The sequence below is a fragment of the Aestuariibacter sp. A3R04 genome, from assembly GCF_018860805.1.
Lineage (GTDB): Bacteria > Pseudomonadota > Gammaproteobacteria > Enterobacterales > Alteromonadaceae > Alteromonas.
In genome coordinates this window covers 20968-45076 of the sequence record NZ_JAHKQR010000011.1, presented here as the reverse complement: position 1 = coordinate 45076, position 24109 = coordinate 20968, and the positions used below count along the sequence as shown (strand labels likewise).

Genomic DNA, 24109 nt, shown 5'->3' with positions numbered 1-24109 from the left:
TGCACGGGAGCCAGCTACGTCAAGTGCACAAGAGACTAACTGATGAAAGCGTGCGGCATGCTGTTTATGCCGGGCACTTTAACCATCTTCAACACCTGCCAAAAACGCCTTTGCCGCGCTAAAGTGCCCGTTTCTGGTTTCTGGCGTCATCTTTTCCAACACCCTGGGCATCATAGACAAACGCTGATTGCCGTTGAAAAGCGCACTGTGTTTGTTGATAAAGTGCCAGTACAACCCCGTCCAGGTTTTCTCCCAGTTGCCGCTGGGGTAATCAGACATTTTCCGAATATAGTTTGCACCGCTAATATACGGTTTCGTTGCGAAGCTGCCGCCATCGGCAAACTGACTCATGCCATACACATTGGGCACCATCACCCAATCGTAAGCATCCAAATACATACCCATGAACCACTTGTATACATCGTGAGGCTGAGTTTCACTCAACAGCATCACATTGCCCAGCACCATCAACCTGTCGATGTGGTGATTGTAGCCCCAGGTCAGTGCTGTTGAAATTGCATGATCCACCGGCGGCAGACCTGTTTCCGCGAGCCAGAAGCTTTTAGGTAGTGTTCGTCGATGCAGCCAGTGGTTTGTATTTCGCATCTCGCCGCCGTCAACTTCGTAGCTGGCCCGTATAAACTCCCGCCACCCCAAAATCTGACGCACAAAGCCTTCCAGTGAATTCAGCGCAATATTGTACTCTTCGGCAAAGTCGAGTGCTCTGCCCAGTACTTGTTTTGGCGTAAGTAACCCTATATTCATTAAAGGGGAAATTGCACTGTGCCACAGTCGCACGCCGCGGGTAGTCATCGCGTCCTCGTAAGGGCCGAATTTTTCAAATCGCTGCTCGAGAAATTGCTCCAGATAGGCCGTTGCCCCGCTGTGGGTGTAAGGAAGCCAACAACACGCCTCACCATACTTTTCGGCATCAACTTGCTCTGCCCACTTCACCGCATCTGCGACTGCCTTGTTTTCAAATTTAGCCACGTCGACAGGCAGCGTTTCTGACTTCGGAATTTTTCTGCGATTATCTTCATCAAACGACCACTTCCCTCCCCTGGGTTGACGATCATCCATCAGAATATTTAGCTCCCTTCGCAATCCTTTGTAAAAATTCGCCATAAACCTGTTGCTGTCGTTGAATCGGGCAATGGCGGTCGCTTTTTTCAAAATAAAACAGGGGCTGTCGTACCAAATACGGTTTAGCCCCGATCCTGCTAACGCTTTTTCCAGGTAATTGTCGGTAGTATCGGCAACGTGAATGTTGCGAATACCATCGCCTTTTAACTTGTCAAATACAGACGAAGTGGTGGGGTAATTTTTAACTGATAGCCGGGTTACATGCATACCCGCTTTTTCTAGGCGTGACTGGTAAGCGTCCATGCTGAGCTTATGCAGCACCAATTTTGCCCTATGAATAGGGTTAAACGTCAATAGCAGTGACTCTTCAATCAAGTACACAGGGAGCGGCTCACCAAAAGCAGGATGGGCACTAAATAGCTGATGGGGGTAAATAAGTACGGCAGAAGACATAATGCAGATTCAATTAGCTCTTTGAGTCTAATACGTTGGTACTGTGATTTGGATTAGCGAGAGCCTCATGAACAGGCATGTCATAGCTGAAGTGATATAAATAAAAAGGCGCGAAGGTGAACCCCAGCGCCTTTTTTGCCCAGACTAAAAAGTCGTTAACGACCACCTGACATTATTTGATTTTGCGCATGCCCAACATCACCACGAGAATAACACTCAGCAAGCCAAACGTGGCAGGCCCTGGCACTTCTGTCACTCTGGCCGTTACAGCGGGCGGAGAAATCTCAACCGCTAAAGGCCCTGTGAAGAAATCACCAGCAAGCGCATTTACTAGTTTAAACGCCGTTTCCCCAGTCACTAGCGCTGTTAATGAAAACGTTGCAACGGTAAAATTACCACCGGTATAGGGCGTAAAATCGAGGAAAGATAGCGCAATACCGTAGGGTTGAGGTGATACATCGAGGATAAACGGTGACGCATCCATAAGATCACCGCCAACAGACGCAACATTAAAGTCGAACATGTCAGTATCAAACTCAAGTTCCACGTTGAGACTATCAAATGCGCTAAACCCCGTACCCTGTATGGATACATCCACAGATTCACCCACCGAAAGCTGCGAATCACTTAATTCGACGCTGATAATGCCTGCGTATGCCGGTAATCCAACGGACAAAATGCAAAGTGCTATTAACCATTTCATGTTAGCTTTCCTCTTTTATATGTTCTATTCGATGGCACATTGCGCACGTGTGCACACCGCCATCATGGCTCTGGCATCCAGGATATTCACTACGCCATCCCGGTTTAGGTCAAATACTATCTCAACGTCCTGACGCGCTTGGATTGCCATCATCAAACCGCGGACATCGTCATAATCCACGTCAGTATCGCCGTCCCAATCTCCAGCAACTGCCTTGGGCGAGACGAGGGTAATACCTGTAACGGGAATGTTGTATTCGCTCCCATCTGACGATTGAATGAGAATATACAAGAAGTAAAAATCACCATCTGGTAAAGCTGCAGAAGCCACAGCATCCGTTAGCGGAATGGATACAGTAGACGTGCCAGACTGAGTGCCAATAACACTACTATCTTCTACCATGATGTCTTTAACTACGGCCCAATCTTTTCGCATGTGACGCAACAGATATCGCACGCCATTGAATTTTTTATCCACTGAATTACCTGTGCCCATGTCGAAATGTGTGGTTACCTCCATTGTGCCACCCACTTCATATTCCGTAGTGCGATATTTATTGACGTCATCGATTGTAAACGTAGGTGTGTTATCACCCTGCTCAATATGAATCGGGAACACATTCACGCTTTGCGTACTACCTGACGAAGAGTGAATACGCACAAACAAGAAGTAAAATTCGCCATCGGTTAGCTCGTCTGAGGGCGTAAGTCCGGACAGAGGAATACTCACTGTCGACGTGCCACGCTGTTTGCCAACAGCACTGCTATCTGTGACCTTAATATCGCTGATCACCCCCCAGTTTTTATTCATATGACGCAGCAAATAGTTTACCCCGCCCAGATCACTGGTTACCTCAAATCCGGTGCCCGCCTCATAGTGAGTGGTTACCTGCATCACACCGTTGTTACTGTACGTTGTATTTACATATGTGGAACTATCATCAAAACGAAGAGACGCAGAAACAGGCGTTTCAACGGTAATCACCGACGTCGCGACAAATCCCCCATCGTCTGAGGTGGCCGTGATGGTGACGTTGCCGGGTTTTAACCCTCGAACCACACCTTCCTGGCTAACAGAGGCAATAGTGTCATCACTAGAAGCCAAACTAAACCCTTGATTACTGGCAAAAAATGGCGTCACTGACGCATTAACTTGCAGAGTATCCCCCACGCCAACCACGCCTGTATCCGGCGTGATATACATACCGTTTACTGCGCCGCCATCGGGGCGAATATCACTATCGAAACTAAACACTTTCATGTTTACGCTGGCCACATGTCCGCCTGTATCCGGGAATGTGATACTTACTTGGTTTACTGGTTTTACCAGCTCCAAAGATACAGGGATTTCCAACAGACCAAAGAAACGCGGACGTTCCCGTTGTGCATCACCGGCGAAGGTCGCCGTTCCTTGCAGTAATTCACCGTTAAATGTCACTTCAGGAGCCAGGGACGTGCCGTGATCACGTCCCACGGCAAGACGCAATATTACTTCCCCCATTTGTGGAACCAGAACATCTCTAATTTCGAAATTAATGGCGGTCTCGGCCGCTATTTCTTTGAGGTATTCAGTGGCAAAGTACTTCTTCTCAAATGAATTCGCTGTTTGAGGGATATCAGCGCTGTAGGTGTACTCAACAATAAGGGTAGCCTCTGGAGCCAATTCAAAAGTAGACGTATCTGCAGGTGCATTGATCTCATCCAAGATAGGCTTATCGCCTTTTAGATAGAGGTGTTTAATGTTCACTGCCTGAATGTTGGCACCTTGTGCGCCATACTGATGCAGCAACAGTGTTTCAGACGAATCAGTTAAATTACTGAAAATGACATAAGCTTTATCCTTGTCTACATAGCTGTCGATCAATATGTCGGGGTTTGTAGTGTAAGAATCTACCCGCGTACCTTTTACCTCAGACCACAACTCATAAAACTTTACCATTTCCGTAAAAACCCAATGGTCACCCTCTTCGCCAGCACCTTCGTGGGCTTGACGGAGCAGACGCCAGTTGTATGGGATCCCGTCTCGTGTTCCCCACAAGGCTTTAGTGGTAACAAAAGGAATCGCTTTTCCAATAGAATCTGGGCGATCCATAAACTGCATCATCATTGGGCTGGCTGTTTTTAAAAAATACCAATCGCGATACGGGGTCCAAGGTTGCTTCTCAATTGGACGATTGCGGCCACCGTATTCGGAAATAACATGCTCTTTAGTTTCACCCAATCTAAGCAGAGAATAGTGATCTATCATGTCTAGTGTGGCTTCTATACGACTGCCTTTAAACCGATTGGCGTCCTCAAGATCATAAAAATGGGTAGAGAAGAAATCCATTTCTGGTCCCGCAGTATCAATGAACAGCTTCATGCGTTCGTTCCACCGCGCAAAATTTCGCTCTTCAAAAATGGGGAATGCGACTGTGAAACCACCTATTTTCACATCTTGATTATGTTGTCTGAACGCCACTGCGACATCTTTGTGAAAATTAAAGATATCGATTGGTGGGATCGGATGCTCTAAACCCATCTCATGGGGCGCATCGGTAAGTTGGTAAAGAGGTTCGTTTAAAACTTCAAAGTAAGTGGGCCGCAAGTGCCCATTGGTCACCGCTTCGCCTTCACTGCGATAAAACTCATTGATGTATTGGCCGAGAAAATCTCCTACAGCCTCTGCGCCATCAGCCTGCCATACCGGATCCCCACAACACGGGTTTACCGCACCAAACCAATGTGGCCGTGGTTGTCCACCCACCATAATGTCGCCCCGACCATCGTACTGATGAACATGCGCTTTATTTTTACCATATCCGGTTTCTCGGGCGTATTTGCCCTGCGCTTTGATATGGGCAGGGTCGGCGTAACCGATGTTACCCGCATCCTGACGGGCCTGATTGAAATTCCAGGCCGGACTGCCGTTGTCCCGCCCGAAATACACATCCAGATCTTCCATCATGTACTTTAATTTGTCTTGCTCTCCCTCCCAATCACTCTCATTTAGCGTAGAGTGAATAGTAATGTATTTTTTGCGGTCGAACGTTGTTTTACCATTAACAGAATGGGTCACATTTAAATTCACTACAGCCTCAGTCTTAGCTAAGACAGAAATTGGGTTAAGTACTATACTCGCCCCCAATAGCATGTTGGAAAGTGCTTTCATTAACGTAAGTGCCTCTTGTGATAAATATTTCCTGTGTCAACGCCAACACTCATCAGTCCGACAACATACAACTCTGTCACTGGGTAAGACGTGCGACCACAAAATCATACAACAATAAAATAACATTGTTAACAATTTATTATTTACATTTAATTAGATTTAACAAACTGATGATCTCTTCACTTTTGCCTGTACGAGCAAGGAAAGAGCGCAAGTTTGCGCAACGACGAATGTCATAAGACAGCCTTGGGTAAACGAGAAAACGGCGGGAAAACTAACAGACAAAGCATCATACGCTCTGCGCTGCGATACATCTGGAATAAATTGCCTAGCTAAAATTCATTCGACACGTTTCACCTAACAGCCAACGCTGGTTATTTTGTATGCATTTAAAAAGTGAAAGATAAAATAGGTAATGACAAACCCTGGAGCTATGCATATAATGCGGCGCGTTACTTCGCAGGTTCACTCTGTGCACTTCACAGTAACACTTTAAAAACATAATATATGGCCCTATAGCTCAGTTGGTTAGAGCACACGACTCATAATCGTTAGGTCCCCTGTTCGAGTCAGGGTGGGGCCACCATCTCCACTAAATACGTGGGCTGGATGGTGAATAACTTCTCACTATTTTCTGTTTTACCAGATAAATCGCCAATCCCGACCAAGGTCAACTAACCATCTCTATTTTCCCTAAATGTCATTTTTTAAAGTCGCCACGTTTGATTGGGGATCGCCTCCAATAACGAAATTCGTGTAATTTTTTGGTGACTATGAATTTGGTTGAAACCCTGATTTTGACAGGGCTTAATCTCTGACAGCCCTATCAAAACGCGCATATCCAATAACAACATGGTCAAGCACATCGATACTGAACATCTTTGCGGCTTGTTTAATTTGTTCGGTAAAATGAAAATTAAGACCTTGAAGATAAGATTAGCTTTCATCAAGTTTTACACTTCTTCTTAATGCAACTAATTGACGCCCTAAGTCTTGGAAATAAACAAAATCTGAATTTACAGCAGTTACTTTTTTTAAGTAGAACTTTCCTCTTGTATTAAAAATACAATAGTCACCGATTTTCGTTCTTGCGTAAGGGTTATAATCGGAAGCATTGTCCAATGCCTTTGCTCTCAGTGCTGATTGGGTATCTGGACAGAAAAATGCACCTTGTTCTACATAACCTTTTCCATTTTTAATTTTTTCTTTCTCGACAAGGGTTGATAGTCGTCTTACATCATCCCATCTTTTATCTGATTCACGGTAATAATTCAAAGCTAACTCAATATCTTTATCAACTCCCAAACCGCCTTCCTCATATATTTTTCCTAGCATTGCAGAAGCATCCTTGAAGCCGCGGCCTTCAGAACGCTTAAACCAAGAAGCCGCTTTTTGGTAGTCCTTAGTTAAGCCCATGCCATTGTAATACATCCAACCTAAATTAAACTGAGCGTACCTAGTTTCTAAACCATTAGTATTAGCTGCTTTTTCCAACAATCCCCTTGCTGCTTCGTAATCTTGGCCAACTCCTACACCATTCATATAGTGCCAGCCTAGTTGTGCAAATGCAGGTGTGAATCCTTGTTGAACAGCTAATTTAATGAGTGCTACACCGTTGGCTTCATTCTTCGTAACTCCCCATCCGTTGGTTGTCATTCTGCCAAGTAAATACGTGCCCGATGCATTGCCTGAGCTATGAAGCTCATTGACAAGTTTTAATGCTTCAGAATTATCATTTCTCTCATACAAGTATATTCTAGCTAAATAATATTTCGCTTCATCACTTCCATATTCCGCTGCTATTTTGAAAAACTTCTGTGCATTATCAATTTCATTTTTTATATGCGGAGAATAATAATATAGCTTTCCAAGCTCTAAACTAGCGTAAGACAAAATTTCATTGGCATAAGAGCTTTCTTCGATGATAGCTTTGAAAGTATCGGCAATAAGATCGTATTTCCCTAATATCTCAAAAAATTCTATATAAATTTTTAACTTATCCAATGATGAAATGTCAGCGGAATTAACTAGATACCTTGTTAATGATGAATAAGAATTTTGTTGCTTCACTTCGTACTCAGACACAAGAAACACAAATTCCTTTTTATCTAAATTAATAGCTGCTTCAGCCGCCGTGTCAAAATAGCCATATTGTGCGAGCTTTTTAATCACCTGCCTCTGGCTATCACTATCTTTCAACAACATAAGTGACGTGCTTGCTCCAATAGGGTTGTTTTGCTCCACAAATGTTAACGCAATTTTTAGAATGTACGGTTCAGACTCTTTATTTTCACCAACAGCAGCATTACAAGCCATTAAAAATATCTCTGTGCCAGAAAAATGCGTTCTGGCAGACTTTATTAATTTATCATTCGATTTTTCGACTTGAGCCGATGATTCATATTCATCACATATTGCTACTCCACTGTTTGATATTTCGTTTGCTAAATACCAAGAGGACTTTGTTACTTCATGCGCTGACTTTGAAATGACTACAGCCAGTATTGAAACGATACCTGTAATAAATATCGCATTAAAATGATCATTAAGTTTTAAAGTCACCCACCTGTTAGCTGCTATATGCTGTTGTGACTCTGCTTGTAGTAAGCCCAATACAATCAAGCCACCAACTAAAACACCAATAACTAGGTGGCTGATTAATCTACCTATTGAATTTGCATCTTCAAAAGATTTAGCCCCAATGTTTACTAAGTAAATGATTGCAGTAAAAGTAAATATTACACCTAACACAATTTTTAATGTCTTTGACATTTTTTACTCCTTTTAAAGCAACATTAACCAATTAACTATTCCGTATGCACCAAGACAAAAAGCGGCAACAATAAAGAATCTGGATAAAATACTTGATTCTCCTGCATAACCACACTTAGGGCATCGTGTTGCTCTGGAAGAAATTTCAGCATTACATTCGGGGCAATAACCTAAACTCATTACATTTCCTTTGATTGTATTTTCAATTAAGCTTCCTTTCACTCAAGTGAAAAGAAAACAACAATAAAGGTAAGTAAATTCAGTCAATTGGAGGTGAACGAATCCGACAGATAGGTGTACATAGCCGACATTTTTGCAATTTCAGCTATGAATTTCACTTAAGTGACTGAGTTATAAACTCTTTTGGCGACTGCCCGAAAGCCGTTTTAAAACTTCGACTGAAATAACTGGAAGAATTAAAGCCAACTAAATCAGAAGTCAGTGAAATAGATTTACCTTCAATTAATAGTCCTTTTGCTTTTAGCAAACGGTAATTTCGAATGTACTCGGCTGGCGTTTGGTTGAATAGTGCCCTAAGCTTTCGTTGTAACTGCCTTTCACTCATGGCAATTGAATCAACTAGTTTTTCGACGCAAAATTCACTTTCCGCATAGTTCTTCTCGACTAGCTGATTTAAACGCTCAATGAATTTTTGATCGCGTTCGCTAATAATGCTTTCAATGGGGTCATCTGTATTTTGCTGAGTTTTAAACCTTAGCTTTTGTCGCTCCAGTGTGTTTTTAACTTTTAGGAGTAATTGCCGAGCATCAAAAGGTTTTGCTATGTAGTCCACCGCCCCCAATTCCAGCCCTTTTAATTCGCTTTCTTCATCCGCTTTAGCTGTTAATAAAATGGCAGGAATATGACTGGTATTATCATGATCAGCAAGGGCTTTCACTAACGAGAAACCATCTATTTGTGGCATCATGACATCTGAGATTATCAAATCTGGAATGTGTTCAATGGCGAGCTTTAACCCTTTTGAACCATTGGCTGCATTGAATGTTTTATAATCGCTTGATAATAAATCAACCAGGAAACCTCGTAATTCATCATTGTCTTCTACAATCAGCAGTGATTGTTGTTCTTTATTGCTAGATGCTGCCTTACCAGAACCAAGCTCTATTATTTGCCTTTGAGCTGGAGACTCTTGGTTGCTTTCTGTGTAAAAATCATTAATGGTTAAACTAAAAGCGACTGAACCTGTTTTACTTGAGCAGGTTATCTTCCAACCATTTTGGCTACATATATCTCGTACCAGCGATAAACCCAAACCAAAACCTGGTTCAGAATCGGATTGACCTAATCGTTCAAATCGATCGAATATTTTGTTTGTTTGCTCATTTGCTAATCCTGAGTGCTGATTTTCAACAATGAGCTGATATTTACCATCGACCAGCATTGAATCGAGTTTTACCCAACCTTCAGCACTTGTGTATTTCAATGCGTTGGAAAGTAGGTTTTCAAGTATCGAAACCAGATCTTCTTTATCTGCTTCTATGATTACATTGCTATTCAGATGTTGTTGTAATTTAATCTTTTTTTGCTGCATCAAAGGCTCAAAGGCAATCACATAACGTATAAGTAAGTCATCAATATTAATAGGCTTAACTTGCTTTTCTTTTTGTTCAACTTTACTAAGGTGTAATATCCGCTCAACTAAGCCAAATAATCGCTTGCCATTATTCTTAGCCAAATGAATAAGCTTTTTCTGCTGCTCAGTTAAGTTAGGTTGTTGAGCTAATTGTTCAATTGGAGCATTGATTAAAGTAATAGGAGTTCTAAGCTCGTGAGATATATTGGCAAACAACTGATTTTTTTGATCCAACGTAGAAGCTAGCTCAGCCGTTTTTTCATCTACTGTTTTCTGAAGTTGCGCTTTTTGCCTTAATAGAAAGCTTGTTCGATACCGATAATAACCATAGCCTGTGAATATCAATAATAAGAAATATAAGGTTAGTGCAATATCTGACTGATAATAAGGTGGGCTTACCAAGATGTTTACGTCACTTTGTGCATTATTCCATTCTGTTCCATCGTGTGAATACTGGAGTTCAATGCGATACAAGCCTTTTGCTAAACCACTGAGTTGAATACTGCTAGCATTACCATTATTAATCCACTTACCTTCATTTAAACGATACCTAAATCGGCGTTGTTCGGGTTGAAAGAAATCATCAACGAAGTACTCAAGTGCAATCGTGTCTGTTGACGCCATGAACTCTAAACTAAGGGGAGCGCTAACCAATGCTTTGCTATCGGGTGAAATCCATCTCAAACTAGCGGCAGAATCACCTTGCATTAATCGCTCGGGAATAATTTTTGAAACACCATCAATACCTGAAAAATAAAGGCTTCCATCAACGCCAGTTGCAACACCCTTGGTATTAAACTCACTACTTTGTAACCCATCGCGTTTAAAGAATGCTTTTAGTTGATTCGTTGATTTATTCCAACGATACAGACCATTAAATGTCGACAACCAAAAGATGTTTTGCGACTCCTTTGTTATAGCCTGTATGTAGTGACTTTTTAGCGGTAACGGATAGTGCTTAAATGTATCTGAAGATGGTTGATATTGATAAACGCCGTTGCTGGTGCCAAGGTATAGCTCTGCACCATCGACATACAGATAGTAGACAGTAATTTGGGGTTGGTTATCGCTTAATTGTAGTGTGTAGTGGTGAATTTCATCGCTTTCAATATCATAACGATTTACTCCGTCCATCGTCCCAATCCAAAGTTGGTTACTCTGGTCTTCTGCAAGTGCATAAATATTGGAGTTTGCTTTGATACCCCGTGCATTGCCACTAACACCCACTTGCTTAAAATCACCCTGATATTCATCCACCAGCGTTGTTAATCCACCACGCCAATTCGCTACAAAGATCTGGCCTTGTGTAGTTTCAACTACATCTAAAACTGCGCCTTCCCCAGCAATATCAGGTATTAATTTGGAATGGTCATTGTGTGAGATCGTATTCAGTGCGGCATCAAGGTGATACAAGCCATTGTTTGTCGCCAACCAAAAACTGCCGTCTATAGATGGTTCTATTTTTAGGGTAAAGGTATCAAGCACTAACTCTGCTTTACCCAACCTACCATCATCTGAAATTGGGTAGCGATATAAGCCACCAACGGCGCCAGTCCAGAGATAGCCATTGTTGAGCATTAATGAATTTATATCGTCGGATTTTAGGCTATTTTGAGCCTGTTCTGAATACTGATAGGTTTGAATTGCAAAGCCATTAGCAGGAATGGCTATCACACCACCTTGAAAACTGCCTAGCCAAATAGTGCCATCTAGACTGATAAATACTGAACGAACATCGCGGGTGATATTGCCAAGCTCATAAGGTTTAAGCATTGGGTAATTGCTGAACGTTTGAGTTTCAAATGAAAATTGACTCAGACCATTATTAGTTGCAATCCACAACGAATCTGCGCCTTCAGCCAAGTTAGGTACAGTCAATTGCTGATAGTCTGGATTTAGGTTTAATCGTTCAAAGCACTCACAATCTGCTTTAAATCGGCTTAAGCCACCAAGTACACTGCCAATCCAAATTTCGTTCTCAGTCGTGTTAAATACGGTATACACAGTATCACCGCTCAGGCTGCGATCATCATTCAAATCATGGCGAAAATAATCAAAGCGCTTTAACGTAAGATCATAGCGATTTAAACCGCCTCCCCAAGTCGCAATCCAAATGTAATTTCCTTGTATTGCCAATGAACGAATGGATTTATGATTGGTTCCATTACCATTACCGCTGACAGGGAAGACCGATACTTCTCGCGTGGTTATGTTGACTACATTTAAACCATTATCTGTGCCTAACCATAATTCATTACCTACTTTAAGTACCGCTTGAATATTGTTGTGAGACAAACCGCTAGAAATATCATAACTGGTGAAACTATCTGACGCTTTATGGTATTGGCTGATCCCATTATGGGTCGCTATCCATAGAGAATTGTCAGGTGCCAGATAAACTTGATTAATACTATTTCCCACCAAGCTATTTGCATCTGTCGGATCAAAGCGGTATACCTTGAAATTCTTTCCATCAAAACGGTTCAGTCCATCCTCAGTCCCAAACCACATATAACCATCACCATCTTGAGCAATGGTGTATACCATACTATTTGATAAACCATCTTCAATGTTATAGCTGGTGTAGTTTGGGTTAGGTAAAAGTTGTGCGGCTGATGATGCTGAATAGATAAAGATAAAAAGTAAAACCGTCCATAGTAACGCCATAATCAAGTTAAATTTTCAGTATTATTATAATGATAAGCAAATCATACTTTATTTCTTACTCGCTCACATACACTTAACCGACACACTCATGTCGGCATCCGACAAAGTACAAGAATATCCTTGTCTCAAAATCGAAACCACAGCAAGGTTATATGGTATCAATAAGGAGACATCGCGCTAACCATAAACGCCTGCTGGTATGAAAATGCGGATGTCATCTTAAATGACGTAAAAACACGGACGTTTTACCGGCACACCAACCACCTTTCAATTTGGTGTGCATGCCAATGCCGACGCCCCTGCTGGAGAATATAATGCCGTAGCCCGGGTTAATACTAAAACCGGTAGAGTAGACAGTTATAGCTTTGGGAAACATACATTAACAGAAGAGCCTCTTTTTGTGCCAACAGGCTCAAAGGAAGGTCAGGGTTATTTGGTTAATACCTGTCTTAATTTTCGTACTGGCCATACCTACTGCAACGCTTCTTCAGGGCGCAGTGTTAACACCTCATAGCCTGAAGGCGTAACCAAAATAGTGTGTTCCCATTGCGCAGAAAGCTTTTTATCCCGGGTTACCACTGTCCAGCCGTCTTTTTTCATCTTGGTTTTATGAGTACCTTGATTAATCATGGGCTCAATGGTGAAAGTCATGCCGGCTTCAAGCACCTCGCCCGTGTCGGCATCACCAAAATGCAGAACCTGCGGCGCCTCGTGCATTTCCCGCCCAATGCCGTGCCCACAATAATCCCTGACGACGCTAAACCCCTTTTCTTCAGCATAACGCTGAATAGCGTGACCAATATCGCCCAGTCTGGCACCGGGCTTGACGGATTTAATACCTTCCCACATGGCTTGGTAAGTGGCATCAACGAGGGAAGAAGCAAGGGGAAGTACCCGACCAATGCGATACATCTTGCTGCTGTCTGCAATAAACCCATCTTTTTCCAGGGTAATATCAATATTCACGATGTCGCCATTTTTTAGCTTTTTAGCCGGTGACGGTACACCGTGGCATACAACCTCGTTGATAGACGCATTCAGTACATATCCATAACCGTACTGCCCTTTGCTCGCCGGACGCGCCTTAAGTTCATTAACGATAAAAGCTTCTACAAAGTCGTTGACGTCCAGGGTGGAGATACCGGGTGCGATGTATTTGTCTAGCTCGACGAATACACGGGCAAGTAATTTGCCTGACTCACGCATAAGCGCAATCTCGTCTGCGCTTTTGACATTGGCCTTACTCATTACCGATCCTGACTAAAGCGACCTGCTGCGCACGCATTTCCTGCGCAATAATTTGTTCGTAGGTCAGTGTAGGATTTTGCTCGGCGATACGACCGATCTTGAGCCAAAATTCTGCTTGTGAATTGATAGACCGCTCCATGACCGCACTGGTTTTTCTCACTTCCTCGTGCAGTGCGTCGGAGATTTTCACGATACCCATAATATATCCTTAACTATGATTTGCTACATAACGTAGCAAATCATATATCAAGTAAGGCAAATTACAAATACCTTTAAACGTTACTACCCGATTTACGGGGCGCTAATGGAATCGTGCACCACAACCTTGTCCCACAGGTGCGCGTGCTCCTCGACAAACTTTACGTGTAGCGGATGGTTTTGATAGGTGTCCTGATCAGCCACAGAATGAAACATCATCAACTCAGAGACGTGAAAGCTGTTATCAATAACATCTCGTTTCAACGTTGAAGCTGGCAAGCCAACGTGTAAACTGGCAATTTCAGGAATGGCAGTCAGACTTCTTAAGCCACTGATAAGTTTATCTCTGTCTGATTCTGAAGACGGGTTGCGCAGCCAGAAATACACCATATGCACCACTGACGGTAACGCACCACTATCACAAGATGTATTGTTAGCAGAAGCTGGTAACACTGTCGCGGCACCCAGTGCCCCGGTCGCGACCAAAAGAGAACGCCGTTGTTTATCCATAGAGCTTGTGTCCTTATCAACATGGTTAATCAAAATAGCAGTATTACTTTATAACGGCTCAAGCGCAAAAAAAAACCGCGGTCGAATGCCGCGGTTTGGGTTTATATCCTACTTAAGCCTGTGTGGTTATTTTAACGTCACAGTAAGTACGGGGGCGTTGCCATCTGGCCCTGTCACTCGGAACTCGTATAACCCGGAGGCAGGTACTTCCATCACCAGATTGTTATTGCTGCCCCCCAACACTTTTCCTTCACCTACTACCACCATGTTAGATGCAGCATCGTTAGGGTTACCCAGATTCACCGTTGCCCAGTCTTCCGAAGCTACCTTAAACTCCACAGTGCCGGCGCTTAAGGAAACATCAGCTGTGTACACGCCTTCACCAAGGTAGGTAAACTTATCAGTCACACCCCAACCATTCATTCCACCGCGGACAAACACCTCTGTGCTGCCCCAATACGCTTCTTTGAATACACCGATGGTAGGGGCGTTCATGTCTGACGTGTCGAAAACAAACACATAGCGGGCGCTATCAGTAATAGTAAGCACTAAGTTGTCGTTTGTCGCCGCTATACCAACCGTTTGACCTGGTTCGATATTTCTATCACTGTCGTCACCCGACAACGCGCCAAAGTTCACTGTACTCCAATCTTCAGAGGCCACCTTAAACTCATAAGTACCGGGCTCCATGTCTCTGGCAAAGGTATAGACACGACCTCCCTGATAAGCAAACATTTCATCTGTGCCCCATCCATTCATAGCACCACGCAGATAAATAGCCGTTCCTATGTAAGGCTCTTCATTTTCTACGGTAAGTACAGGCGCTTCACTGTCAGAGGCATCCACTGTAAACAGATAGGTGGCGTCAATAGCCGGCGTAAACGCGAGGTTATTATTGGTTCGTGCCAGTACTTTTTCGACTTCTTCCATCATTGAACCATCGTCACCGTCATCGGCGCCAAAGTTAACGGTAGACCAATCTTCAGACGCGAATTTAAAGCCGTATGTCGTTCCACCCGTTAGTGCAACAGCCACGGTATATACGCCATCTCCCTGGTAGGTGAAAGCATCATCGGTACTCCAACCGTTCATATCACCGCGCAAATAAGCCACCGTATCGCCATAAGGCACTACATCAGGTGCGCCTGCCGTGGCGTAAGAAGACAAACCATAGCCCTGAGCGCCGGATTGTGGTTTTTCAAACACCGCAATGGTCATGGCGGGTACCGTGAATGTGCCGTTGCCATCTTCACCTTCAGTAAAGCTGGCGCCGCGCACCACACTATCTACAGAAGCGGCCTGAATACCGTGCAACATAAAACCAGTGGCGGTGTTCACCGTTATTGATTTCTCTTCATAGCCAGTGTTGACCAACACCATTACTGCATCGTTCATCATATCCAGATCGGTGCGGCTCTCTTCACTGTCTGGCGCAACACCATCGTCAATGCTCATGGCAATGAGCCCTTTTTGTTGGCGACTGCCAATATTGTGAAAGCCCACCCGGTCAATAATATCTTCTGCAGTTGTCAGGCGGAATAAGGGGCTCGACATGCGAATAGACAAAAGTTCGGCAAACACATCTGAAGCAAACATAATGTCTGACATCGCGGCCGCGCGTTCCGGACTATAAATGAACTCGCCCATTTCAGCCCAGCGATCTTCGTTTTTATCAGCAATAGGCAAGCCCACGTTCCAGTTATTGGTGTCGTAGGTGAAATCGATAAAGTTGAACCAATCGCCAGAATCATAGGAATCTCTGTCCATGGACTTGGAACGCAGCATATCACCGCCCATTTGCAGGAAGGGAATACCTTGAGAAACCAGATTAATGCCCATGGCAACATTTTGTGCCCGCACCCGCTCTTCCAGGGTAATGTCATGGGGCAAGGTGTAGTTGAGTTGATCCCACAACGTCTGGTTATCGTGCTTAGACACATAGTTAATAATGTCTGCAGGGTCTTCAGCATACCCGCCCAAATTACTGGTTGCGCCTGCCGTGCCCGCTGAGGTTTCAAGGATGTAGTCTTTGAGCGTACCAATCATGCCCATCTTCACCCGGTCCTGATCGCTTAACAGGGCGTCTGAATCCGGTCTAAAGATATTTCCCTGACGAATGGCCTCGCGAATGCGGTCATTATAAGTACCTATCTCCGTGCCCGCCATATTGAGCTGGTTTGCCTGCTCGTAACCACGGTCAATTTTGGTCCAGCCTTCGCCGTAGAAGTAGTTATCCTGGTCGATAGTTTGCACAGCATCGCGCAAACGTACCATGGTATCGCGGGTAGCCTGGCTCATGATGTCAAAGCGGAACGCATCATACTTGTAATGCTTCGCCCACATCATCAGCGAGTCCTGCATAAATTTCTCCATCATGACATTGCGCGGTTCCGTATCTTCGCAACAGGTTTCCCGAACGATAGCACCGGTGTCTGCCTCGTAGCGATGATAATAGCCAGGTACCACCTTATCGAGGACAGATTTAGAGAACACACTGGATGCATTGGTGTGGTTGTACACCACATCAAGTGCTACCCGAAGACCAAGTTCGTGCAATGCCTGGATCATAGCGCGCATTTCTACGATACGTTCAACGCCTTCTGCATTTGAGGCATAACTGCCTTCCGGAGTATTGAAGTGGTGGGGATCGTAACCCCAGTTAAACCCGTCTATGCCGCGCATGTCGTTGGTCAACTGCTGTGCTTTTGCCCCTTCGGCCAACGGGTCGTAGCTGTTGTAAACATCGATGAGCATCGCTCCTGCGCTTTCTTCCTCACACACAGCTGCACCGGCATTTAAACGGCATAAGTCGCCAACCGTATCGTATAAACCAACGGTTTTTACAGGGTCTTCATCAATGGTGGCGATGTCATTTGCGGGCAGAATGTGGAAGTAATTAAGCCCAGCGTCCACCAGCTTGCGCAGGTGTTCCACAGGCGCCGTATTTTGTTCTGTAAACGCCAGATACTTGCCGCGATAGGCTTCTGAGGTCGACATATCACGAACACTGAAATCCCGTATATGGCCTTCGTAAATAACCGCGTCTTCCGGGTTGGTAATAGCAGGAATAGTATGGGTATCCCATCCGTCCGGCTTTAAATCGTCATCGTCGAGATTAACAAACCGGGAGAATCGTCCATTGGTGGTCACTGACAGCGAATAGGGATCAGTCACAAGGAGTGTTTCCACCTTGCCAGTCGACGGGTGATACGCTGTGACTTCATAACGATAAAGCTGACGGTCAAAAGACATATCGCCTTCGTATCGCCACACGCCAGAGGTCTCGTCACGCGTCATATCATAACGCTGCGCCAGTGTTTTGTCGTCGTTATAACGCAACAGTGAAACGCTCTGAGCAGTTGGTGCCCAGAGTGCAACCGTTATACCCGCATCAGTGTAAATAGCCCCTAACTGCGCTTCATCAGCGTCGTCCTCACCAAGGGTATACAGAGCATCAATGGCGTTGGCAATTTGAATACCCGTAGCAAGCACTAACGCGCCATCCGCGTCATAACCACCAACTACCGCCTGTGTTGTCAGTACCGTTTTGGCGTCTTCATCCGACCAATCGCCTTCCCATGCAGTCAATGACGCAAGGTGCGGCGCCCTCGCAGTTTGTTCTTCGCTGAGCGTTGTTGGCATGAGTGTCACAGCTGTGCCATTAATGCCTGATTCTAAAGACGTCTTGAGCTCAGCTTGTGCAGAATAATGCAATTTCACTTCTGCGACGTTATCAGGCACATTCCACAATAGCGTTTGCGCATCTAACCAATGCGCGCCCAGTCCTTCAATGGCCACTGGTTGTGGTCCAAGAGATAAAATAGGAAATTCAAAAAGGGTGGGTTCACCAGACAACGTGAAATTCATACGTACAAAATCAGCGTCGTCCTGAATGAGCGAGCCTTGAAAATCGCCGCCGCCCATTTCTTTGCCCGCATCGTCGGTGCCTTTGTGAATAATAAAGTTATGGCAGCTTCCATAGCCTTCTTTTAATTCCAGTACCCAGTAAGCACCATAATTTGGGTCGATTCCGGTATGTACCCGGCCATTTGCCCAGTCAGTGTCGGCGTCGGCATACGCATCGCAGCTATCGTTGTTCCAGGTATGTAATCGCCAGCCTTCATAAGCCGGGTCGCTACTGCTGTTGTCAGCATCCACCGCCGCGCGGTTGTAATAAAGTACCGCTTGGTTGGCAGACGGTGTAAACACAGGCTCTGGCAGCGTTGGGTCTGCGCCCACCACACAAGCATCGTTAGTTTCATTAGGTACGGTAGGTGCATCACACTGAATAGGAGGTGGTGCTACACAGAACTCCCCTGTTGGGTCTGGTACATTGGGGGCTGAGCACGTGAGCAGCTCATTAGAGCCTGATTCCACACCAGATCCTCCGCATGCGCTAAGTAGTAATGCTGCTGTAATGAACGCAGCAATTTGCCATATCCGTAAGCGACTAAACATAGTTTTCTCCTGAGTATTTGCGTGCTGGTGCACTCGCCCTGTTTTTGTAGTTAGGATGTGCTTTTTCATAGTTGGTATGTCATCCCCAGGTAATATTGCGTGCCAAAGAACTGGATCGTGCCGGTTTGCTCATCGGAAGAAAAATAGCTCTTAGTAGGCTCATCGGTGAGGTTGTTTATCTGAAATAACACGCTCCAGCTATCGTCAATTTCATAGGATGCCTGGTAATCCATTACCAATTCAGAATCGAAGTTCACGACTTGATCGTTCACTGCCACTTGCTGCGACACAAAGGCATCGCGATATCGGGTAGAAAGGCGGGTTTCAAACCCTTCGTACTCCCAAAAGACGGTTAGCGTAGCCACGTTTTCTGACAGCCCTGGTAAGTCTGAAGCGTAGACACCATTGCCCAGCACCCGCTGTATTTCGCTTTCGGTGTACGAGAAACTGGCGTTCACCCCCAGCCCAGACCACATGCCAGGCAACATGCTGTAAATTTGCGTATATGCCACCTCTAGTCCGCGAACATAACCCCCTTCTGCATTGTTTACCGCAGTGCGGTAGCTGCCATTTTCCGTGGGCACGGTAACGAAAACAGGCGCCCCGTTTTCATCTCTGGCCAGTTCAGTTTCCTGTCCGGAAAACTCAGGGGCTAAATAGACAGGCACTTGAATGGAGTCAGGGATCACCACACCGTTGGCTGCAAAATCGTAAGGGTCAATCTCGATGTCTTCTACAAAAGATTCAATGTCTTTGTAAAACCCGGCAATCACCAGTGCACCGTCCGATTCGCTAAAATAGTACTCCCATGAGATGTCGTATTGCGTGGCATAAAAGGGTTCGAGATACGGACTGTTACTGGCATTACCATTTACCCTTGCGGTGGGCGTTGATAAGGTAATTTCTCCCGAATCCCTGTCTTGAAGGGCTGTCACCACCTCAATGTTGGTGGACGCATTGGCCGCAAACCGGTTAATTGGCGCACGGCCCATGACTTTTGCTGCTGCCAGTCGCAATTGCGTGTTGTCGGTAAACTTGAAGTTCAGATTGATAGACGGCAGTACGTCGCTGTATTCATGAGTCAGGAAGTCAGGACGATAAAAGTTATTGATAAGGCCCGCTTCATCAACAATATTTTGCGCGCCTGCCGTTGGGTCGCTCACCTCAACAGAAACACCGGTTTCCGGATCGGTTACCGTTTGTGTAGCCCGCTGCAGTGTGGTGGAACTTTGTTTACTTTTCACATAGCGCACACCCACATTACCTGTCACCGGAATATCGCCCACTTCGGTGTTAATATTGGCCATCAGATAGGCAGAATTCACCGTTTCAAACACATCGCCACTTTCTTGTAGCGTCCAGGCTGAAGACGGACCAGAACCCGGGCCATTGATCACACCCGCAGCACCCGGCCCCCAGGTTTGCAGAGGCTCTGGCCTGCCGTCGGGGAACCATGCATTCAACGCTCGGTTTAAATCAATGGATAGATAACTGGGGAAATAGGCAAAATCCCCCTGCCAATCCACCACTTCCACCATGTCGTTGGTTAATCTTAAGGGCGGCTCGCTAACCGAAAACGCGCTGTCGTTGCCATATTCAAATACCGAACGGTCGTTATTGTATTCCCTGTCAGAATAACGATAGCCAAATTCAAAGCCGGTTATCACAGGCAGGTCGACGTAATACTGGAAATCAATTTTATAGGCATCCAGCTCGTCTTTGTTCTCATAAGGATAAATGCCATATTTGCTCACCATTACACGATCGATATCAGAAAAAGCGTCTGTCTGGCTAAAGCCGATATCCGGTAAATTGAGTCCGTTTAACAAATAGGATATTTGGATATCTTCATCGAACGTTGGTGCATCTGCCGTGGCGTCTTCCGCCACCAGTGACCACAGCAGTCCGTTTCGAAAATCACTTTTTGCGCTAGAGCGTGAAACGTCAAACTGTACGGCAAAATCAGGGGTAATTTCCCACGCTGCGTTCACCCCTAAATTGACAATACTGTCGAAATCCTGATTATCATCGTTTACCAGTTCCACTCTGGTAAAACTGCTGTTGGTTCGGGAAAACGTGCCGCCAACAACACTATTATTCACAATAACCGGGTTAGTGATCCCTGCGTTCACGCCCCCTAGTTTTACCCGAAAGCCCCGGGCGAATTCTTCTGAATCAAATTTAGAAACAAACGCATCCGCTTTTAACGTAAAGGTGTCAGTGGGCGCCCATTCAAACGCCGCTACATAACCATCGCGGGTTTCTTCACCGCCTTTGTGTTGCATTTCAAAACCTTCCGAAATGTTTTCACACTCAGGACAGTTTTCCGGCCCGTCTGTATCACCCTCCACCATATCGACGTCGACATTGCCGTTGTAGGCAAGGCCAATAAATTGTGTTGACACACTTGGCTGAAACAACCGCGCATAACCCAACGATACGCCTAAGGTGTCGTCCAGAAATTTACCCTGATAGGAAAAACTAAGGCGATGTCCGTATTCCTTGGCATCGGATATTTCTGAAGCCCTGTCGTTATACATACCCCGTACATTGGCGCTAAATTTATGCTGTTCTTCAATGGCCAGTGGCGACGCTGTTCGAAGTTCAACAGTACCTGCGATACCGCCTTCAATCAGCGATGCTTTGGGCGATTTATATACTGCCGCTTCACTGATGAGTTCCGATGGATACTGGTCAAATTCAATGGCGCGACTGCCACTGGTAGACACCTGCTCCCTGCCATTTAGCGTGGAAAATACAAAGTCACCAGACAAACCACGAATATTTATCTGCGCCGCCTGTCCGCCGGTACGCACCGCAGATATCCCTGGTAAACGCGTTAATGCATCAGCCATAGACACATCGGGCAACCCCCCGAGATCATCTGCCGAAATCTGCTCTGAAACGGTATCGGAAAATCGCTTTTGGTTTAGAGACTGAATAAGGCTGGTACTGAACCCCCGCACCTCAATGCGCTCATATACCTCACCGTCTTTCTCCTGTGTGTTATTGCCTGACGAGTCAGGAGTTTGAGCGAAAGCGGGTATAGCGCCAATAGCTAAGCCACTGCTCATCAACGCTGCCATGATAGTGCTGGGTTTAAATGTTTTCATTTGGTGTCCCATTCCTGTTTTTTGTCGACATTTTCCGGCCTTCCATCCCCTTGGAATGCCACTTATCGTTCCACACCAAATGTTACAGTTTTGTTCAAAAAGAGAGCAATGCCCTGCATACGTATTCATTTACAATTTAAAAACACTTAAAAAACACAATGCGATTTAAATTTACAAACTCACGGAAAGCTGGTTACAACATATTGATATTAATTGGTTTTGAGGTGCGACAATTTGTCGCATTGCAGAATACATTGATTCAGAAAATACTTGGGCAGCTTTTAAGTTGTAGCGCCTTCTCGTCGTCAGCACTGTGTATCAGTGAAGCGTGAGCACGCAAAAAATAGGTATTCAGGTTATGCTAAACTGGCGAAAACTCCACAGACGTGTCCACTTCTATCTGGGACTGTCCGTAGGTTTAATTTTCGTCATTATAGGGTTGTCTGGTGCTGTTTTGGTGTTTTACAACGAGCTGGATTCATCTTTTAATTTGCCCGCAATAGAAACAGCGTCAAGCGTCGCCGATTACGATACTGCGTTTGTCACGCTCGGTAAGGCGTACCCTGAAAAGACCCGCTCCTGGCGGTTTGAAGTAAATCCGTCCAGTCCCTTCATTTCTGCTCGGTACTACCAACCCGAAGAAACGGCTGATGAAGATTTCGCTCCCATGATGGTTTGGTTAACAAAAGACGGCAAACAGGTGCTACGACGGGACTTTTGGGGACAATATTTCGCGACATGGATGTACAACCTGCACTTTCGCCTGTTGGCCGGCCCCATCGGTGGTATAGTAGTAGGTTACCTAGGAATAGGCTGCACTTACATACTGATCAGTGGGTTGTGGGCATGGTGGCCCAAGCCCAAGCACTGGAAAAAGCAACTCAGCGTAAGGCACACCCATAATGTGGCGGTAAAATTGTACGACTGGCACAAGCTAATCGGGCTCTGTTTTGCTATACCGCTGTTATTGCTTTGCATTACTGGGGTAATGTTAGCATTGCCGGAGGAAACTCGCCGCATCGCAGCGCCTTTACTCGGCCCTGCAGACTCACCAAAAGTCACCCCGCTCGCGTCCCAGAAGCAGAACTTTATTCCACCATCTGAAGCATTGCAGATTGCCCTTACACAGTTTGACAGCGCTGTTGGTGCATGGATAGAAACCCCAGATACAAACAGCGCGAAAAACTATTATCGCATTCGCGTTCAGGTACCAGGAGACCCTTCCCGGCGTTTTCCACACACCTATATTTACATCGATGGCTCGACAGGGCAGGTACTGGAAACGTTCGACTACTATGAACAGGGCAAGCTCAACACCATGATGAACTGGCTTCATCCTCTGCACGATGGAACCTTGTTCGGCATTGTCGGTAGAATTTTTTGGACTTTATGTGGTGTGACGGTATTCGTATTATTTGTACTGGGTGTATTCAGATGGCGATACCGGGTAACGCGAAAAGAGCGATCCACCCCAGCTTAAACTCACGTATACTTAGTTAGTCCCCTATCAGCGAGAAACAATGATGCAGAGCGCCTACACGCGAAAATTTTTATTATTGATAGCCTTACTTATCGCCATCGCCGGTTGCGCGTCAAACAAACCTGAAATCAGCATCAGTAAAGAACAGAACTTTGCTGCCATTGATACCTTCTACATTCAGCCTCCGGTGAATGTTAGCAATAAAACCATTGCAAACCATATGATGGCGACTATCAATACCATTCTCACCCACAAAGGGCTTCGCGCTGCAAGCCAGGGCGAAGCGGATGTCACCGTGGTGTTTTATCCTTCCACTGCAAAAAAAGAAGAGGGAAAGTCAATCAGCTTTGGCTTGGGTACCGGTACCTTTGGCCGTTCTGGTGGCATCTCTTTAGGCAGCGTATTTAGCGTGCCTGTGGGTGAGCAGGAGAGTCAATATCAGAATTTACAAATTGATGTGGTCAAAGGCGGGCAATTTATTTATAGCGCCGTGGGAAGTACCGAGCTCGATGCAAAAGACAGCATCGCCATTCAGCAAAATCTCACAGAACTGGTGACTGCCTTGCTTGCTCCTTACCCTGCGAAGAACATGCAGACCGTTAAGTAACCGCTTATCTGATTTGCCAGCTTGCCATTACCTTAAGCTTTTCTTAAGGTAATTGTGCTACCTTTTGAATATC

13 protein-coding genes, 1 tRNA gene and 2 pseudogenes are annotated in these 24109 nt (G+C 45.1%); 4 read left to right on the top strand and 12 right to left on the bottom strand.

Annotation, left to right across the window (positions count from 1 at the left end):
• Positions 1–78: 78 nt before the first annotated feature.
• From KO518_RS09520 to KO518_RS09510, 3 genes are all read right to left on the bottom strand, one after another.
• Positions 79–1536, bottom strand: a complete 1458-nt coding sequence (locus KO518_RS09520; protein ID WP_216025624.1) for a cryptochrome/photolyase family protein — start codon at positions 1534–1536, stop codon at positions 79–81.
• Positions 1537–1708: 172 nt separating this feature from the next.
• Positions 1709–2239 carry a cohesin domain-containing protein gene (locus KO518_RS09515; RefSeq protein ID WP_216025623.1) on the bottom strand — a complete coding sequence of 177 codons (531 nt, stop codon included), beginning with the start codon at positions 2237–2239 and terminating at the stop codon, positions 1709–1711.
• A gap of 24 nt (positions 2240–2263) precedes the next feature.
• Positions 2264–5389, bottom strand: coding sequence for an Ig-like domain-containing protein (locus KO518_RS09510; protein ID WP_216025622.1), 3126 nt, complete (start codon positions 5387–5389; stop codon positions 2264–2266).
• Between the two features lie 509 nt (positions 5390–5898).
• Between KO518_RS09510 and KO518_RS09505 the strand changes: the two genes are divergently transcribed.
• Positions 5899–5975 (top strand) — tRNA-Ile (locus KO518_RS09505).
• 221 nt (positions 5976–6196) lie between these two features.
• Here KO518_RS09505 and KO518_RS20240 read toward each other — a convergent pair.
• The 4 genes and pseudogenes from KO518_RS20240 to KO518_RS09485 all read right to left on the bottom strand — a co-directional run.
• Positions 6197–6292, bottom strand: a pseudogene (locus KO518_RS20240) (hypothetical protein); the annotation flags it as partial.
• A 33-nt stretch (positions 6293–6325) separates the two neighbouring features.
• Positions 6326–8161 (bottom strand): tetratricopeptide repeat protein, encoded by a 1836-nt coding sequence (locus KO518_RS09495; protein ID WP_216025621.1) that lies wholly within the window; start codon positions 8159–8161, stop codon positions 6326–6328.
• A 12-nt stretch (positions 8162–8173) separates the two neighbouring features.
• A complete protein-coding gene (locus KO518_RS20235; RefSeq protein ID WP_216025620.1) occupies positions 8174–8341 on the bottom strand; it encodes a zinc-ribbon domain-containing protein in 168 nt (55 codons plus the stop codon).
• Positions 8342–8495: 154 nt separating this feature from the next.
• Positions 8496–12422, bottom strand: coding sequence for a two-component regulator propeller domain-containing protein (locus KO518_RS09485; protein ID WP_252736157.1), 3927 nt, complete (start codon positions 12420–12422; stop codon positions 8496–8498).
• A gap of 250 nt (positions 12423–12672) precedes the next feature.
• Between KO518_RS09485 and KO518_RS20230 the strand changes: the two are divergent.
• Positions 12673–12936: pseudogene (locus KO518_RS20230) on the top strand (carotenoid oxygenase family protein); the annotation flags it as partial.
• On the opposite strand, the gene map reads toward KO518_RS20230, so the two are convergent.
• From map to KO518_RS09455, 5 genes are all read right to left on the bottom strand, one after another.
• Positions 12894–13670: a type I methionyl aminopeptidase gene (gene map / locus KO518_RS09475; RefSeq protein ID WP_216025617.1), complete on the bottom strand. Its 777-nt coding sequence runs from the start codon at positions 13668–13670 to the stop codon at positions 12894–12896. The pseudogene KO518_RS20230 and the gene map overlap by 43 nt on opposite strands.
• Positions 13663–13869: a ParD-like family protein gene (locus KO518_RS09470; protein ID WP_216025616.1), complete on the bottom strand. Its 207-nt coding sequence runs from the start codon at positions 13867–13869 to the stop codon at positions 13663–13665. The genes map and KO518_RS09470 overlap by 8 nt, the downstream gene beginning before the upstream one ends.
• 92 nt (positions 13870–13961) lie before the next feature.
• Positions 13962–14378: a Dabb family protein gene (locus KO518_RS09465; RefSeq protein ID WP_216025615.1), complete on the bottom strand. Its 417-nt coding sequence runs from the start codon at positions 14376–14378 to the stop codon at positions 13962–13964.
• 126 nt (positions 14379–14504) lie between these two features.
• On the bottom strand, positions 14505–18836 hold the full coding sequence (locus KO518_RS09460; RefSeq protein WP_216025614.1) for an alpha-1,6-glucosidase domain-containing protein: 4332 nt from the start codon (positions 18834–18836) through the stop codon (positions 14505–14507).
• A 65-nt stretch (positions 18837–18901) separates the two neighbouring features.
• On the bottom strand, positions 18902–21949 hold the full coding sequence (locus KO518_RS09455) for a TonB-dependent receptor (protein WP_216025613.1): 3048 nt from the start codon (positions 21947–21949) through the stop codon (positions 18902–18904).
• Positions 21950–22277: 328 nt separating this feature from the next.
• On the opposite strand from KO518_RS09455, the gene KO518_RS09450 reads away from it, so the two are divergent.
• A complete protein-coding gene (locus tag KO518_RS09450; RefSeq protein WP_216025612.1) occupies positions 22278–23429 on the top strand; it encodes a PepSY domain-containing protein in 1152 nt (383 codons plus the stop codon).
• Between the two features lie 40 nt (positions 23430–23469).
• Positions 23470–24036, top strand: coding sequence for a DUF4136 domain-containing protein (locus KO518_RS09445; protein ID WP_216025611.1), 567 nt, complete (start codon positions 23470–23472; stop codon positions 24034–24036).
• Positions 24037–24109 lie beyond the last annotated feature (73 nt).